The organism is Paenibacillus tundrae (genome assembly GCF_036884255.1).
GTDB lineage: Bacteria > Bacillota > Bacilli > Paenibacillales > Paenibacillaceae > Paenibacillus.
In genome coordinates this window covers 3,682,640-3,698,584 of record NZ_CP145605.1, presented here as the reverse complement: position 1 = coordinate 3,698,584, position 15,945 = coordinate 3,682,640, and the positions used below count along the sequence as shown (strand labels likewise).

Here is a 15,945-nt window from a genome sequence, read left to right as displayed (position 1 = left end):
CACTTATGTGAGCACTGTTTAAATATCAACCTGATTCAAGGTTGTTATGTCCATATCATGTGTATTTCCTTCTCTTATAATAATAAACATGAGTTGATTAAACAACTATTATTGTGTATTTTCTACTGATTGTATGCCAAGAACGGAAACGCACCCACGTTCATTATTAAAAATTTTACATAATCTTAACAAAGCGTAGATATAGAATAAATACTATTCACCTATAGTATGATGAGCTAAAAAACGATATATATCTGAAGACTAAGGGGAAAATTAACGAAAATGAACATTAAAAAAATCGGAATTTCAGTAGTTTCACTCACGATGCTAACATCGATCGGTGTGTTTGATGTGTACGGTGCAGGTACTAAGCGCACGATTGAAGTGTCTGAGCAAGCGGTAAATGTCGTTGTGGATGGACAGAAAATGGATGGTGAGTCTTTTGTCTATAACGGAATTACATATGTTCCCGCTCGAGTTATTGGGGAAGCGCTTGGTAAAGAGGTAGACTGGGACGAGCGGACACAATCCGTATTCGTTGGACAGAAAATGAATGATACACAAGGTTATCGAGGTACCAAAACACCATATCCTTTTGACAATACAACAAGTTATTCTGAGGCACCAACAGGGTATAAGCCAGTCTTTATTAATTTGGTAGGAAGACATGGTTCAAGACATTTGTCCAGCTCCAAGTATGATAAGACGTTGTATGAACTACTTAGCATCGCTGAAAAGGATGGGCAGATCACGAATTTGGGCAAAGAGCTCAAGAAAGAAATTGCCAAGCTTATGGACATCGAGAAGGATCACTATGGATTATTATCGATCTCTGGCGGGGAAGAATTGAAAGGCATCGGATCTAGACTAGGTCACAATTATAAAGATATCTTCATCGATGATAAAAAGGTCATTGCGCAAGCAACTTTCAAGGATCGAACTCCGCAGAGCAGAGATCAATTTATTGAAGGCTTAGTAGAGAGCTTAGGTGACAAGAAGGTTGATATTCTCTCCTCCGCTTTTGAAGAAGGCAGTGACCCATACTTGCGTCCGTATGATCTAGCGACGAGATACAATGAATTTGCCGAAGAGGGTGAATGGGTTAAGCTGTACGAGAATTATGCTACACAAGAAAAAGGAACAACGTATGCGAAGGAGCTGCTGTCTCCTTTGTTCTCTGATCGTTTCTATCAGAGGTTAGATGCGGGCGAGTTCCAATTGAAGGACGAGAAAGGAAAAGTGAAGCTGAGCAATCCAACCGAAGCAGCTTCCAATCTATATGAGTTGTATATCATCTCTTCGAACCTGAAAGAAGAAGGTAACTTAGAATTCGGAAGATACTTCACGACTAACCAATTGAAATGGTATGAAAGTTTGGATAGTATTCAAGACTTTTACGAGAAAGGACCGTCCCTAACTTCGACAGATCTACCTCAAAATATCGCTGCACCACTCGTGAAAGAGCTGCTCACATCTACTGAACAGTCCATTGAGAAAAAGGACACGGCTGGAATTTTCCGATTTGCGCATGCAGAAACGATTATTCCTTTATCTTCATTCTTGGATATTGAAGGAGCGAATGTTAGTGTAGACAACCCGGAGAAAGTGGCAGAGAACTGGAATGGTGCTGAGATTTCTCCAATGGGAGCTAATATTCAGTGGATTCTGTATTCCAATGGTGAGGATTATATGGTGAAGATGCTGAGAAATGAAGAAGAAATTGCCTTCCCGATTGAAACGAAGACTTATCCGTACTATAAATGGGAAGATGTGAAGAAGTATTATGAGACGAAGCTTGAGAAGGTTGGCGTAGACATGAACAGCAGTCTGGAAGACAATATTGAGCTTCTAGAGACAAAATTCTAATTTGCGGATTGAAAATGTTATTTCTATAATGTCTGATTCAATTGTATTAAATCTCGTATGAAGTACAACTGTTCTCTAGTAAACTCAAAGACATGTTAATCATGGTATCCCCTTGTAGTAGAAAAGAAGGAGCAACTATCTAGTGTAGATGGACTCGTTCTTGCCTACTGAAGGGGATTTTTCTTTGTATTTTCATACAAACGGGTTAGGATCGTACATCTTTATGTTCGTTTTCTTCATTTCGTTCAACTGTTGGTAGGGATAAACTGAACAGTATATGGAAGAAATGTACATATATTTGAGTTCCTTTGGAGGTATGAGATGAATTCGCACAAAGTCTGGTTTGACCAACCTGCTGATAAATGGGAAGAGGCATTTCCTATAGGAAATGGTACCTTGGGTGGAATGGTTTTTGGGAAGACCCATATGGAACGGATTCAGCTAAATGAGGATAGTCTATGGTATGGTGGGCCAATGGAGCGGAATAACCCGCTGACCCTTGAATCACTGGACAAGTTACGAGCCCTCATTTTTGCTGGGGAGATACGTAAAGCGGAAGAACTCGCAGCGATTGCTTTAGTAGGTGTGCCTGACGGGCAGCGGCATTATGAGCCACTAGGCGATCTATACATCGCTATGAATCATGGTGAAGATGAGGCTACTCAATATGAAAGACATCTTGATCTTGACCAAGGTACGGTGCGCGTTGAATACGTGGCTGGTGACGTGAAGCATCGGCGTGAATACTTTGCAAGTTATCCAGATCAGGTCACGGCTATCCATCTAACCTCAAGTGTTCCGGGACAATTGGAGTTCTCCACATTGTTTGGCAGAGGATCGGTACTGGAGCGAAGCAAATGGTCGGATACCTTGAGGCATCCCGTTGGTTTCCAGGCCTATCTAGATCGAATTGAACAGAGCGGCACGTCTGATGTCATCATCCGCGGTAGAACTGGTGGGGAAGAGGGCGTGCGCTTCTGCTGTGTCATTCGGATCGTGCCGGTAGGTGGCCAGCTTCATTATGCGAGCGGCCAGCTTACTCTAACCAATGGGACGCAGGCAACCGTTCTAATCGCAGCCTGCACGGATTTTCGTTTTCCTAAGGAAGAACTGGTAGCCGAGTGTGTTCGTAGACTAGATGAAGCCGCGGCCAAATCGTATGACCAGCTACGCTTAGAGCATGTTATAGATTATCAATCTTTATTCAAAAGGATGGATCTCCACCTTGAAGGTGAGAGAGATAACTCGATCTCTGCCACAGTTCCAATCAATCAGCGGTTGGAACGACTTAGAGCAGGGGGGAGCGACCCGGAGCTAGTGAGCCTATATTTTCAATTCGGTCGTTACTTGCTCATCTCCAGCAGTCGGCCGGGTTCGTTGCCCACTAACCTTCAAGGGATCTGGAATAAAGACATGCTTCCAATATGGGATAGTAAGTATACGATCAATATTAATACACAGATGAACTACTGGCCTGCCGAGAGCTGTAATCTTTCTGAGTGCCACATCCCGCTGTTTGACTTTATTGAGAGACTGCGAGTTCGAGGTAAGGAAACTGCCCAAATGATGTATGGTTGTGAAGGGTTCGTGGCTCATCACAACTCCGATATCTGGGCTGACAGCGCGCCCCAAGATGTGTGCGTCACCTCTACGTTCTGGACGATGGGTGGTGCTTGGCTATCATTACATTTATGGGATCACTACGAGCACACAGGTGACAAGGAATTTCTGCAACAGATGTACCCTACGATGAAGGATGCCGCACAGTTCATTGTGGATTATCTGGTGGAAGATCCAAGCGGCCAGTTGGTTATCTGCCCCTCATCTTCACCCGAGAACCGCTATGTGTTAACAAGCGGAGAGTCAGGAGCGTTATGCTACGGTGCTTCCATGGACAATCAGATCATCCGAGAGCTGTTTACACATTGCATCGAAAGTACGCGGATTCTGCAACAGGATCTTGACTTCGGTGAAACATTGCGAGTGGCGTTAACCCGAATTCCAGAGATCACGATTGGCAAACATGGGCAGATCCAAGAGTGGAGCTTGGATTATGACGAAGTGGAGCCGGGTCACAGGCACATATCCCATTTATTTGCCTTGCATCCTGGAACGCAGATTACGCCGAGTGCTACACCGGAATTAGCTGAAGCGGCTCGCATAACATTAGACCGCAGGTTGGAGCATGGGGGAGGGCATACAGGTTGGAGTAGAGCTTGGATTTTGAATATGTGGGCAAGGTTAGAGCAAGCAGAACTCGCTCATGATAATGTACTGGAACTGCTGCGTTCATCAACTTTAACCAATCTGTTCTGTAATCATCCTCCGTTTCAAATTGACGGGAATTTTGGTGGCACTGCAGGTATTGCAGAAATGCTTCTCCAGAGTCATGGCGGAGTACTGCGATTACTGCCTGCTCTCCCAACGGCTTGGGCGAAAGGTTATATTCGCGGCATGCGAGCTAGGGGCGGGTTCGAAGTCGATCTGGAATGGGAAAATGGGAATCTGGTTCATGCCAGAATACAGGCTGACCAACCATGCCAAGTCATCGTATCTTATCGGAATCAGCAAAGGGAATTCAATGTTCCCGAATCAGGCTATACCCTTTTACTGACGGATCAAGATTGGAACACCCCTACATCATCATAGCGGAATGGTTATACGTCGTTGGCTCAATTGAGTCAGCGACTTTTTTGGATGTTAGGAGGTGTTCTTCTTCCGACTTAGTTCGATGATCGAAATGTGGCAGTTCATATGTTCTGTTGTCGTTTGGCGCAATAAATTTAGTAATCCGTGCAATGAAATTGCTTACATTAAGCTATAAAATGTAAGCAATCAGGCACATCTAACCAGAATTTTGCAATGCACTCGGGATATAAGCATCTGAATTGGGTACGGGCTATGTCCTTATTCATCATACTGTGCAGAAGGAACCTTACGGGATTCCGCCCGCCGAGAGAGAACATGCGCTGGCGGTTTATTTTCGTTGAGGAAAGGGGACGAAATACATGTTAAAGGTATTGCTAGTGGACGATGAAATGTTTGTTCGGAAGGGGATGCATGAATTGATTGATTGGCATGCCCTGGGCATGGAGATTAGCGGGGAAGCAGAGAATGGTTTGGAAGCATTACGTATGGCGGAATGTTTGCGGCCTGACGTCATCATTACGGATATTCGAATGCCTGTTCTAGATGGGCTGGAACTGATCCGTGCTATAGAACAACTGCCAAATCTGGAGCCGGTATTCATCATTATTAGTGGATATCATGACTTCAAGTATGCACAACAGGCTATCAAATACGGGGTTCATGATTACATTCTCAAGCCGATCGATGATGAAGAAATGACGGCAACATTACAGAAATCAGCCGATATGATTCATAACAAAAGAAAGCATGCCTTCTTAGCAGAGGAACAAGCCAGCACGTTTATGCTTGAGGACATTCTTAAAGGTAAGGTACAGAAGGAGCAAGAGCATCGGTACACCGAGGTGTTAGGGATTCACCCACAGCACGATCTGATGATGGTATTGATTGAACCGCAGTCTGGATTGGATGAGAGGAAAGTCAGTGTTCAGCGAGTACGTGAGGTGTTACAAGTGCTAGAAAATGAGTTTCTTCGTATGTTCGTTATGGAGCAGCGAAATAGGTTTGTCCTCATGCTTGTATGGAAGGAGAATAACCATAGGAGCATTGTGGAAGACAAGCTGAACTGTATTCACAAAAAGCTAAGTGAAAGTTTAAATGTGGATATCGGTCTGTACGCAGGCACATTCGTGAATGAAATAAGTGATGTTCCGAGGTCGTATCGTGAGGCGGAAGAAGCGATTCGTCACAAGTACGCTGAACATAGCGGAGTCGTTAGATTTATGGAGATTAAGGAAAAGCCGCTATATGTGTTCAACGTGAATCAAGATGATATCGAACCTCTAATCCTAAGTTTGGAGGAGAGGAGTCAAGCTGCCTGTCATCAAATGGTGAATGACATGTTCAACCAATTCCATGTACGCCGCTTTTCCCCTCAAGCCGTCACAGGTTCATTGCTACGTTATATTACAGGGATTCTCGCTGTAGTGCATGAGATGGGCGGGAATGATAAGGGGCTGCAACGGCTGAAGGAATTGGCACAACAAAGTCATGAGGGGTGGAATTTACGATTGCTTAAGGACGCTTTCTTGGTCGCGTTAGAGGAGGCAGAGGAATACATTGCACAATTACGGAAAGAGCAGTCCAAAGGAGATGTTAGCAAAATCAAGCGTTACATTGATACGCATTATACCGAAAATATCAGTCTCAAAAGCATCGCTGCGCTGTTCTATGTGAATCCGGTCTACCTTGGACGCCTCTTTCGCAAAAGCTACAATCTTTATTTCAATGAATATCTGCTTGAACTGCGTATACAGGAAGCGAAGAAGCTCCTTCGTCAGACCGATCTAAGAATGTACGAGGTGGCTGCGCGTGTAGGATTTCAGAACGCAGATTATTTTGTAACACAGTTTGAGAAGATCGTCGCTATGTCACCTACCTCATATCGGAATTTTATCAAAGAAAACAGTCAGCGAGGTGCACAATGATCAGGTGGAACCTGAATTACATGAAACTTCGGGACAAGCTGTTACTTATGTATGTACTGTCTGTGTTCATTCCCATCGTTGTTACGAACGTTGTCTTCTACAATGTGACTACCGCCAATATACGTAGCCAGAAAACACGTGATGCGGGTGTTGCCTTGAACAATCTCAAAAATGATCTTCGTGTAACGATAGATCAAGGTGTGGGCTTGTCTTATTCGTTGTATGCTGACCCTGTATTCAATGACACACTCTCCCGCACATTTCGCAGTCATTTTGAATATATAGATGCTTACAATTCATATCTAAAAGGAGAATTCTCCGGTAAGTTAAGCCAGGGAATCCGCTGGTATCAAGTATACACGGATAATCCTACCGTATTATCTTCAGGATATATTGAACGCTTGACCGAGGGTGTACGTAGAGCAAATTGGTACCAGCAGTTTCAGTCGCATTCCGCTCCTTATCCTGCATTGATTGCAGCCGATCAGATGTTAAGTCTGGTACAGAGGCTCGACAACCTGGACACCGGCGGGATAGAACAGCTTCTCAAGATCGACCTAAATATGGATCTAATTAAAGAGCATTTTCGCAACAGTGGTTTTGATGGGGACGTCTATCTGCTCGATCCGGGAGGGCACATCCGCTTCTCCAACGAACCGCAAACGATAGACCCTCGGCTGGGGGAGCTGTACAGCAATATCCAGTTTCCGAACAAAATAATTCAGTTTGAACGTACATTCACAGGTATTAATTATTTGGAGGGCTGGTCCCTGCAAGGCGTTATGGATGAAGAAATCGTACTACGTGAGGTGCGCAAATCACGTGCATTCGTTGTCTGGCTTGCTTGCATCAATTTTGTGTTGCCTACAATCATCATTGCAGCGATGTCCAGATCCATTCATGTCCGACTCGTACGGATTCTTAAGCATATGAAAAAAGTAAAAACACAGAATTTTCAGACGATTCCGCCTGAAAACGCTAGGGATGAGATTGGTCAACTTACGATGGAATTCAATCGCATGACCGAGACGATCCGTAATCTAATTGATGAAGTTTACTTAGCGGATATACAGAAAAAAGATCTGGAGCTGAAGCAACAGCAAGCGCAGCTTCACGCACTCCATAGTCAGATTAATCCACATTTCCTATTCAATACGCTTGAATCTGTTCGGATGCGAAGTCTGATCAAGGGCGAGAAGGAGACAGCCAAAATGGTGCATCACATGGCTAAGATGTTCCGGAAGTCCATCAGTTGGAATCAGCATGATGTGACGGTGAAGGAAGAATTGGAGTTAATCGAGAGTTTCCTGCAAATTCAAAAGTACCGTTTCGGCGAAAAGCTTCAATATCGCATTGAAGCAGATCCGGCCACACTTATGTATCGAATTCCTAAGATGGTCATTCTTCCGTTTGTTGAAAATGCAAGTATCCATGGGATTGAGTCAAGCCCAGCCGAAGGTTTCATTGAATTGCTGGTTTCCGCCGAGCATGATCGGCTTCATATCTCTTTGCAGGATAACGGAATAGGCATGTCTCCTGCTCGCTTGGAGGAATTGCTGAGTTATCTAGATCAAAACACAGATATGGGTGAACATGTCGGTATGAAGAATGCATATAGCCGCTTAAAACTGTGTTACAAGGATGATTTTTCATTCCATATTCAGACTTGGGAAGGAGAAGGAACACATATCCAAATAACATTGCCACTTGATCCAGAGCGAATTCGAGACGAGTGAAGAAGCTGAATATACTTTTCTAAGCAGAAGGTACACTTTCATGGGTAACCTTGAAAGCGCTATCTTGGTATATTGAGAATGCCACAGACACTAAGACTATTCAAAGGGGGCATCTGCTGCATGTTTAGAAAGAAAACACTGATAACAGGCCTAGCTATCTTGCTCGCAGTCAATATTGCGGGTTGTAACAAAGCCAGTCCAGAAGCTACTTCCCCAGACAGCAATGACAACTCACCGGTTACGTTCAAATACTTCACGTTTGGCGGGGGTAAGAAGGACATCTTAGCAAGTGATACGACGATTGGTAAGAAGCTTCAGGAACAGACAGGCGTAGATTGGAAAATGGAATATCTAGTGGGTGACAGTGCTACGAAAGCCGGCGTCATGATTGCGAGCGGTGATTATCCAGACATTATTGACTCTAGTGGTGAAATGGCGAAATTGATGGATGCAGGGGCATTCATCCCACTGGATGATCTGATTGAAAAGTACGGACCAAACATCAAGCGAGTATACGGACCCGATATGGACAAGTTCAGGCAAGAGGATGGTCAAATCTACTTCTTCCCATACACCGCGAACATCGGGTATGTGTCAGAGCCTAATTTCCAGACGGGTTTCTACATCCAACGTGCTGTGCTCAAAGAATTCAACTATCCCAAAATCAAGACTTTGGACGAATATTTCGACTTAATTGAACAATACAAGCAGAAGTATCCTCAGATCGACGGCAAGGAGACCATTGGCTTCGCCACACTTGCGGGTGAACCAAGCAGCTTCTTCACCTTGCAGAATCCAGCGATGCACTTGGCAGGCTATCCGAATGACGGCAGCGTGATGGTAGATATGGAGAGCCATGAAGCTAAACTCGTAGCGGGTTCAGATTACCAGAAACAATGGATTCAGAAGCTTAGTGAGGTTAATGCCCAAGGGATGTTCGATCCAGAATCCTTTACGATGAACCGAGATCAATACCTTGCTAAATTGACGTCAGGTCGAGTGCTGGGATACTTCAGTTATTCCTGGCAGGTTGGCGATGCGACGAGCAACCTTAAGAAAGCTGGCAATGATGACAAACGCTATGTGGCGCTTCCCATCGTATTTGATAACAACGTCAAGGATCAGTATATCGATCCGCCTGGTTTTGTGAACAACTACGGTATCGGGATAACCGTGAATGCTGAAGATCCGGTACGGATTATCAAGTATTTTGACAACCTGCTCAAGGAAGAGAATCAGATTCTCGTTCAGTGGGGCATTCAAGATGAGACGTATAGCGTGAATGATGAGGGACGTTTCTATTTCGAGAATGATGAGCAGCGCAGATACCACGAAGATCCCGAACTGAGTCAGAAATTTGGATTTGATTATTTCAACTACAGCTGGCCGCGTTATGGCAATAACTCTCTGTTAGAGGATGGGAATGCGTATGGTCCGGGGAACCAGCCGGAAGTGGCCACCTTCAGTTATACCGATGGTGACAAATTGCTGCTAGAGAAGTACGGCGTAGAAACATTTGCGGAATTGTTCAGTACGCCGGATGAACGACCTTGGTCTCCTGCATGGTCTATTGCACTGGAGCAGGGTTCACCTGAACAGATTTTCATTACCAAGGCAGATGATCTACAGAAGAAATATTTACCGAAAATGATCATGGAATCGCCTACAAGCTTTGAGAACACGTGGAATGAATATATGGGGCAAATGAATCAATTGAACAAAAAAACATACGAAGACACGATAACGCAAGCAGTGAAGGATCGTGTAGCAGGCAAATGGTAATCGCAACCATTCAGACCACACGAACGGGGGAAATTTCACACATGGTGAAACCAAAATTGAAAACGGCAGGTTTAGCCGTAGTACTCATGGCTTTGCTGGCTGGATGCAGTCAGAACAATTCGTCTTCGTCACCTTCAACGCCAACGGAGGATGACAACAGCCCAGTCACATTCTCGTATTACATGTTCTCTCCAGGCAAGAAGGATACATTGGCAAGTGAGACAAGGATCGGTAAAGAATTGCAAGAACAGACGGGTGTGGACTTCAAGATGGAATACCTTGTCGGTGATAGTGCTACCAAAGCAGGGGTTATGATCGCCAGTGGAGATTACCCAGATGTCATCAGCTCGAGTGGTGAGATGTCCAAGTTATTAGATGCTGGAGCCTACATTCCTTTGGATGATCTCATTGAAGAGTACGGACCGAATATTAAGAGGGTATATGGACCGTATTTTGACAAAATGAGAAATGCAGAGGATGGAAAAATCTATGCGCTTCCGTACACAGCCAATCAGGGTGAATACTCTGGTAATCCAAACGTAGGCGGCGGGGCGTTCTGGATTCAGCGCTCTGTACTTAAGGAATTCAACTATCCCAAAATCACCACATTGGATGAATACTTTGATCTAATCGAGGATTACAAGGAGAAGCATCCAACTGTTGATGGTGCGGAGACCATCGGTTTTGTATCACTCGCGGGCGTAGCTAACAACTTCTTCACCTTGCAGAATCCTGCCATGCATCTAGCTGGATATCCGAACGACGGTAGCGTCATGGTCGATATGAATACACATGAAGCTAAAGTGGTTGCTGGAACCGATGAACAGAAAAAATGGATTCAGAAGCTGAATGAAATCAATGCTAAAGGCATGCTTGATCCAGAATCATTCACAATGAACAAAGACCAATATTTGGCGAAGTTGACTTCAGGCCGTGTCCTTGGTTACTTCAATTACGGCTGGCAGATCGGAGACGCAACCAAAAACCTGCTCGCGGCAGGGATTGATGAGAAACGATATGCTCCGCTCCCGATTGTGTTTGATGAAAGTGTCAAAGATCAATATATCGACCCTCCTGGGTTCGTAAACAATTATGCAACTGGCATTACAGTCAATGCCAAAGATCCCGTTCGTATCATTCAATATTTTGATAACCTGCTTAAGGAAGAGAATCAGATCTTAGTACAGTGGGGTATCAAGGACGAGACGTATAGCGTGGACGAGAATGGACGATTCTATTTTGCCGATGACGATCAGCGCAAAGCTCATGATGATCTAGAACTGAGCCGTAAATTCGGATTCACTTATTTTGGCACAGACTGGCCGCGTTATGGTGGTGAATCTACATTGTCTGATGGAAACGCATACAGCCCAGGAAACCAGCCTGAGGTAGCTGCAGCGTCATACACGGAAGGAGACAAGAAATTCTTAGACGCCTATGGCATCCAAACGTTTAGTGAATTGTTTAACAAGCCTGAAGAACGGCCTTGGTTCCCTGCATGGTCCATTGCACTGGAGCAAGGATCACCTGAACAGATCTTCACGACCAAATCAGATGATCTTCAGCGTAAATATTTGCCGGAGATGATTCTAGGAACACCGGAGAACTTCAGCAAACTGTGGGATTCCTACATGGCTGAGCTGAGTAAACTGGACAAAGCAGGCTACGAAGCGACCATTACGAAAATTGTACAGGATCGTGTAGCAGGCAAATGGTAAGAAGAACGCTGTAAACAAACTGTTACATGCGCGGGAGAAAACTAGAGAATCGGACATCAGCCTTCTCTCGCGCATGAATAACAGCATAGGAAAGGAGCAGGTTCAACGTGGAGAAACCAAATATACCCCTTCAGTCGATGCCTCCGGCTTCGGAACCAAAGGGAATCAAAGCGAATTCGTTCTTTAAACGGCTTGTGCAGCAACGAACGCTGGCCTTGATGTGTATACCGTTCGTCATATGGGCTTTTATTTTCAAATACCTGCCGCTATGGGGATGGACCATGGCTTTTCAGAATTTCAAACCAGCGAGATCCTTCTCGGATCAGCAATGGGTAGGATGGCATCATTTCAGTATATTGTTTGAGGACAATACATTCTACCGAGTGCTGCGAAATACGCTGGTGATGAGCTCGATCAAACTCGTGCTCGGATTCGTAACAGCCATCACGCTGGCTCTGTTGTTGAATGAGCTGAAAAATGTAATCTTTAAACGGTTTGTACAAACGGTCAGTTATCTACCACACTTTATTTCTTGGGTAGTCGCTTCAAGTATTGTGCTAACCGTTCTGTCACCCGATGGTATTATCAATCTGCTTCTTACGAAGCTTCACCTGATTGATAGTCCAATCTTGTGGATGGGGAAAGGGGAGTACTTCTGGGGGATTTTAGGAGCCACAGAAGTATGGAAGGATGTCGGCTGGAATACGATCATCTATTTGGCCGCCATTACAGCCATTGACCCTGCTCAATATGAAGCTGCCGAGATCGACGGAGCTAGTCGATTCAAACGGATGTTATATATCACACTGCCCGGCTTGAAGCCCGTTATTGTGATCTTGTTGATTATGAATATGGGGAGTATCCTTGAGTCCGGATTCGAACCACAATATTTGCTGGGTAACGGGATGAACATGGACTATTCGGAGAACCTGGATATCTTTGTACTGAAATATGGTTTGGGAATGGGGAACTTTTCCTTGGGTACAGCAGCAGGCATCTTCAAAACCGTAGTCAGCTTCATCTTCCTTTTCTCCGCGAACTTTATAGCGAAAAAAATGGGAGAAAGCAGATTATTCTAAAAGGAGGCCAATGCCATGCGAAAAGGAAAACCGTCCCGACTGCGTAATAGCAGCACAGGGGATCGGGCGTTTGACACCATAAACATTACCTTCATGGTGTGCCTGATGATCGTTACTATCTATCCATTTATTAATATGATTGCCGTGTCCTTTAACGATGCGAATGATGCCATTCGTGGTGGAATCTATCTGTGGCCACGGGTGTGGACATTGGATAATTATAAGTATATTTTCGGTGAATCGGATATCTATCACGCTACGCTAATCTCGGCACTGCGGACGGTGATTGGTACGGTGGTATCCGTGTTCTGTACAGCGATGTTGGCTTATACGGTCAGCCGTCAAGAGTTTGTGCTTCGTAAGTTTGTTACGATGTTCTTTGTATTCACGATGTACTTTAGTGGAGGATTGATTCCGGGTTATCTATTGATCCGTGATCTTGGACTCATTGGCTCCTTCTGGGTGTATATCATTCCGGGTGTGATCGGTGTATTCAATATGATCGTCATTCGATCCTTTATTGAGGGACTTCCCGAAGGTATTCTGGAGTCGGCGCGTATTGACGGAGCAGGAGAGTTTACGACCTTTATCCGCGTTGTGCTTCCATTAACCATTCCTGCGATGGCAACCGTATCACTCTTTGTGGCAGTGGGACAATGGAACTCGTGGTTTGATGTGTTCCTGTACAACTCTTCCAATAAAGAACTTAGCACCTTACAGTACGAATTGATGAAAATTTTGCAAACGTCAACAACTGCAGCCACTGCAACGGCAAGCGATGCGTATCAATCTGCCGAGAGCAGTGGGACAGCGGTTACACCGACGTCCATTCGAGCAACGATGACCATTATTGCAAGTGTTCCTATACTTATGGTTTATCCGTTCCTGCAGAAGTACTTTGTACAAGGTATGACAATCGGTGGTGTAAAAGGATAAATAAAAGCCTGCGGTTCTCTCTCAATGATTGGAAGAGAAGACAGCAGGCTTTTTCTCTGTTTATAAATATTGAGTATAAATATTGGCAACTGCAATCGCTCATCTAGCGAATTTTGACTTGTTTTAAATAAGCTGATACATTGATACAATTAAATTGGAATAAAACGGAATAAGTCAGAAAAAGCCAAATGTCGATCCGCACGTAGAGAGGAGTTGCTCAATGTCTTCTATTTTACAAGTAATCGAGAAGATGAAACTGAATGTATGGAAGATCGATGATGTTCCAGAGTCATACAGTTCGGATGTATACAGGCTTACGCTTATAAGCGGAGAGCACGTTTATGTTAAAATTCCATATAATAGAGATAAGCTACACCGTGAGTTTCAGATCCTTGAAACATTAAAAGGTGTAATTCCCGTTCCACAGGTAATGGACATCTGGTACGGAGATGAGAGTACATCGGGAGCACTGCTTCTCACAGCAATTTCGGGCGTGCCTTGCACAGCAGATATGGATGATAAGCTTTCTTTTCAGATAGGTATGTATCATGCAAGGCTTCATGAGGTCAACATGCAACAATATGGCTATCATACAACCGAGGGCTTTAAGCCACTTGAGCAGAATGATTGGAGATTACATATTCAACACAATTTTGATAAATGGAAAGAGCCGTGTAAAGAAATTCTTGATCAAGCATTATATGAGAAGTGTATACGTTATTTTGATCATGCTTTCTCTGCATTACCCGAACCGGATGGGCCTGTTGTTGTTCACATGGACTTTAGACCGGGAAATATATTAGTTAATGGTAATGAGGTGGTGGGAATTATTGATTTTGAGAGTGCGCGAGCAGGTTCCACTGAAATAGAATTCACCAAAATGAATCGATACATATGGGAAGTGAATCCGCACATGAAATCCGCATACCTTGAGGGGTATCGAACGATTCGTCCAATGATCGACTTGGAAAGAGTAATTCCATTTTATGATTTTTATGATGCTTTCAGCGCAGTAGTATGGTGTAAGAATAGAGGAATTGAGCAAAATAAAGAGTTTCTGCAGGAAAGCATACGGACTTTGCAAAAAGTTACAGCTTATTAAGCAAGTGTGTCCGTTAGTAAGGAATGGCTTAGTGCGATGTCATTAACTTAGGTGTTGTGTCATGTTTAATAGACAGATGGCTATGCTCTCACTTAATAAGATCCATTGACTTGTGTCAATGGATCTTTCGTTTGGTTTACAGCCACAGTATCGAAGCTCCAATCATGGGAGTGATCACCATACTTGTTTTGAGCCACACTGCAGGTACGCGTTTCGTAAATTTGGCTCCGACATATGAACCGGACATGGTTCCAATCACAACAGCCAGCAGCAATTGCAGATCGAGGTAACCGATTTTCATATAACCGGCGCCTCCGGCTAGTGCAATAGGAATAATTACGAGCATCGTTGTACCTGCCGCATAACGCATTGACATCCCTAACAGCAGCATAAGACCCAACTGTATAAATGGTGTAGAACCAATACCAAATAGCCCAGATAACATGCCAGTAACTAGACCAATCAGAATGGCATACAACCAGTATCGGACTCCGCTAGTCTGTGTTGAGGCATGTTCTTTAGTGATCGTTGAACGACGGGAGACAAGAATTAACCTTAACCATAACGCAAGCCCTGATGCAAAGAGCATGATGGACGTCAACATACCTAACCGATCTTCAGGAATGAAGGATGACCAGCCGGAGCTGACCCAGGCACCTGCTGCTCCTGCTAAGCCTACAATCGCGCCTGTTTTTAGAACGGCATTTCCCTCCCGATAATGGCTAATCGAACCAGATAGAGAGGAGAAAAACATTGCTGCCAAAGCGGTTCCCAATGCGACATGTATCGGGTATCCAAAAACGACGGTGAGAACGGAGATAATGAATCCCGAACCTCCAGCACCGACAAAACCTAACAGAAGACCAAGCACAATCATAACGAGTGTAATATTAATCAGTACCATGTGACATTCTCCAAACTTGATGGTTAATACTCATCCTTAACCAGTTTATTTTCAGTTGCTGTGAACCATTATAACTTGTTTCAATCATCATCTGTAATATTAATATTTTATAATTTACATATTATCGCCGGATTGGAAGAACTGCATCGTGTCCGATGATCTGCGTATGTAGAACTAGAAAATGAAATGTAAGAGCAACAAAATATGTACACATAGCGTCTAAATAGGATGAATAGAACAGCAACAGG

The 15,945-nt window shown here is 44.1% G+C and carries 10 protein-coding genes; 9 read left to right on the top strand and 1 reads right to left on the bottom strand.

The window, feature by feature from the left end:
- The first annotated feature begins 282 nt into the window (after positions 1-282).
- From V6W81_RS16530 to V6W81_RS16490, 9 genes are all read left to right on the top strand, one after another.
- Complete coding sequence (locus V6W81_RS16530; RefSeq protein ID WP_338539786.1) at positions 283-1,866, top strand: histidine-type phosphatase; 1,584 nt, start codon at positions 283-285, stop codon at positions 1,864-1,866.
- A gap of 321 nt (positions 1,867-2,187) precedes the next feature.
- Positions 2,188-4,515 (top strand): glycoside hydrolase family 95 protein, encoded by a 2,328-nt coding sequence (locus V6W81_RS16525; RefSeq protein ID WP_338539785.1) that lies wholly within the window; start codon positions 2,188-2,190, stop codon positions 4,513-4,515.
- A 359-nt stretch (positions 4,516-4,874) separates the two neighbouring features.
- On the top strand, positions 4,875-6,440 hold the full coding sequence (locus V6W81_RS16520) for a response regulator (RefSeq protein ID WP_338539784.1): 1,566 nt from the start codon (positions 4,875-4,877) through the stop codon (positions 6,438-6,440).
- Between the two features lie 20 nt (positions 6,441-6,460).
- Positions 6,461-8,176, top strand: a complete 1,716-nt coding sequence (locus V6W81_RS16515; RefSeq protein ID WP_338539783.1) for a cache domain-containing sensor histidine kinase — start codon at positions 6,461-6,463, stop codon at positions 8,174-8,176.
- A gap of 120 nt (positions 8,177-8,296) precedes the next feature.
- Positions 8,297-9,958 carry an ABC transporter substrate-binding protein gene (locus tag V6W81_RS16510; RefSeq protein WP_338539782.1) on the top strand — a complete coding sequence of 554 codons (1,662 nt, stop codon included), beginning with the start codon at positions 8,297-8,299 and terminating at the stop codon, positions 9,956-9,958.
- Between the two features lie 41 nt (positions 9,959-9,999).
- Positions 10,000-11,676 carry an ABC transporter substrate-binding protein gene (locus V6W81_RS16505; protein WP_145048827.1) on the top strand — a complete coding sequence of 559 codons (1,677 nt, stop codon included), beginning with the start codon at positions 10,000-10,002 and terminating at the stop codon, positions 11,674-11,676.
- 137 nt (positions 11,677-11,813) lie between these two features.
- Positions 11,814-12,755 carry an ABC transporter permease gene (locus V6W81_RS16500; RefSeq protein ID WP_056692468.1) on the top strand — a complete coding sequence of 314 codons (942 nt, stop codon included), beginning with the start codon at positions 11,814-11,816 and terminating at the stop codon, positions 12,753-12,755.
- A 15-nt stretch (positions 12,756-12,770) separates the two neighbouring features.
- Entirely contained in the window at positions 12,771-13,691 is a 921-nt protein-coding gene (locus V6W81_RS16495) for a carbohydrate ABC transporter permease (RefSeq protein WP_056690518.1), read from the top strand.
- Positions 13,692-13,911: 220 nt separating this feature from the next.
- On the top strand, positions 13,912-14,793 hold the full coding sequence (locus tag V6W81_RS16490) for a phosphotransferase family protein (protein WP_338539781.1): 882 nt from the start codon (positions 13,912-13,914) through the stop codon (positions 14,791-14,793).
- A 136-nt stretch (positions 14,794-14,929) separates the two neighbouring features.
- Here V6W81_RS16490 and V6W81_RS16485 read toward each other — a convergent pair whose 3' ends face one another.
- On the bottom strand, positions 14,930-15,697 hold the full coding sequence (locus V6W81_RS16485) for a sulfite exporter TauE/SafE family protein (protein ID WP_338539780.1): 768 nt from the start codon (positions 15,695-15,697) through the stop codon (positions 14,930-14,932).
- Positions 15,698-15,945 lie beyond the last annotated feature (248 nt).

What these genes read in the sequence shown, in the direction of transcription:
- V6W81_RS16495 (WP_056690518.1), top strand. Translation starts at nt 12,771, where the DNA reads ATGCGAAAAGGAAAACCGTCCCGACTGCGTAATAGCAGCACAGGGGAT.
- V6W81_RS16485 (WP_338539780.1), bottom strand. Translation starts at nt 15,697, where the DNA reads ATGGTACTGATTAATATTACACTCGTTATGATTGTGCTTGGTCTTCTG.
- V6W81_RS16490 (WP_338539781.1), top strand. Translation starts at nt 13,912, where the DNA reads ATGTCTTCTATTTTACAAGTAATCGAGAAGATGAAACTGAATGTATGG.
- V6W81_RS16515 (WP_338539783.1), top strand. Translation starts at nt 6,461, where the DNA reads ATGAAACTTCGGGACAAGCTGTTACTTATGTATGTACTGTCTGTGTTC.
- V6W81_RS16510 (WP_338539782.1), top strand. Translation starts at nt 8,297, where the DNA reads ATGTTTAGAAAGAAAACACTGATAACAGGCCTAGCTATCTTGCTCGCA.
- V6W81_RS16520 (WP_338539784.1), top strand. Translation starts at nt 4,875, where the DNA reads ATGTTAAAGGTATTGCTAGTGGACGATGAAATGTTTGTTCGGAAGGGG.
- V6W81_RS16505 (WP_145048827.1), top strand. Translation starts at nt 10,000, where the DNA reads ATGGTGAAACCAAAATTGAAAACGGCAGGTTTAGCCGTAGTACTCATG.
- V6W81_RS16500 (WP_056692468.1), top strand. Translation starts at nt 11,814, where the DNA reads ATGCCTCCGGCTTCGGAACCAAAGGGAATCAAAGCGAATTCGTTCTTT.
- V6W81_RS16530 (WP_338539786.1), top strand. Translation starts at nt 283, where the DNA reads ATGAACATTAAAAAAATCGGAATTTCAGTAGTTTCACTCACGATGCTA.
- V6W81_RS16525 (WP_338539785.1), top strand. Translation starts at nt 2,188, where the DNA reads ATGAATTCGCACAAAGTCTGGTTTGACCAACCTGCTGATAAATGGGAA.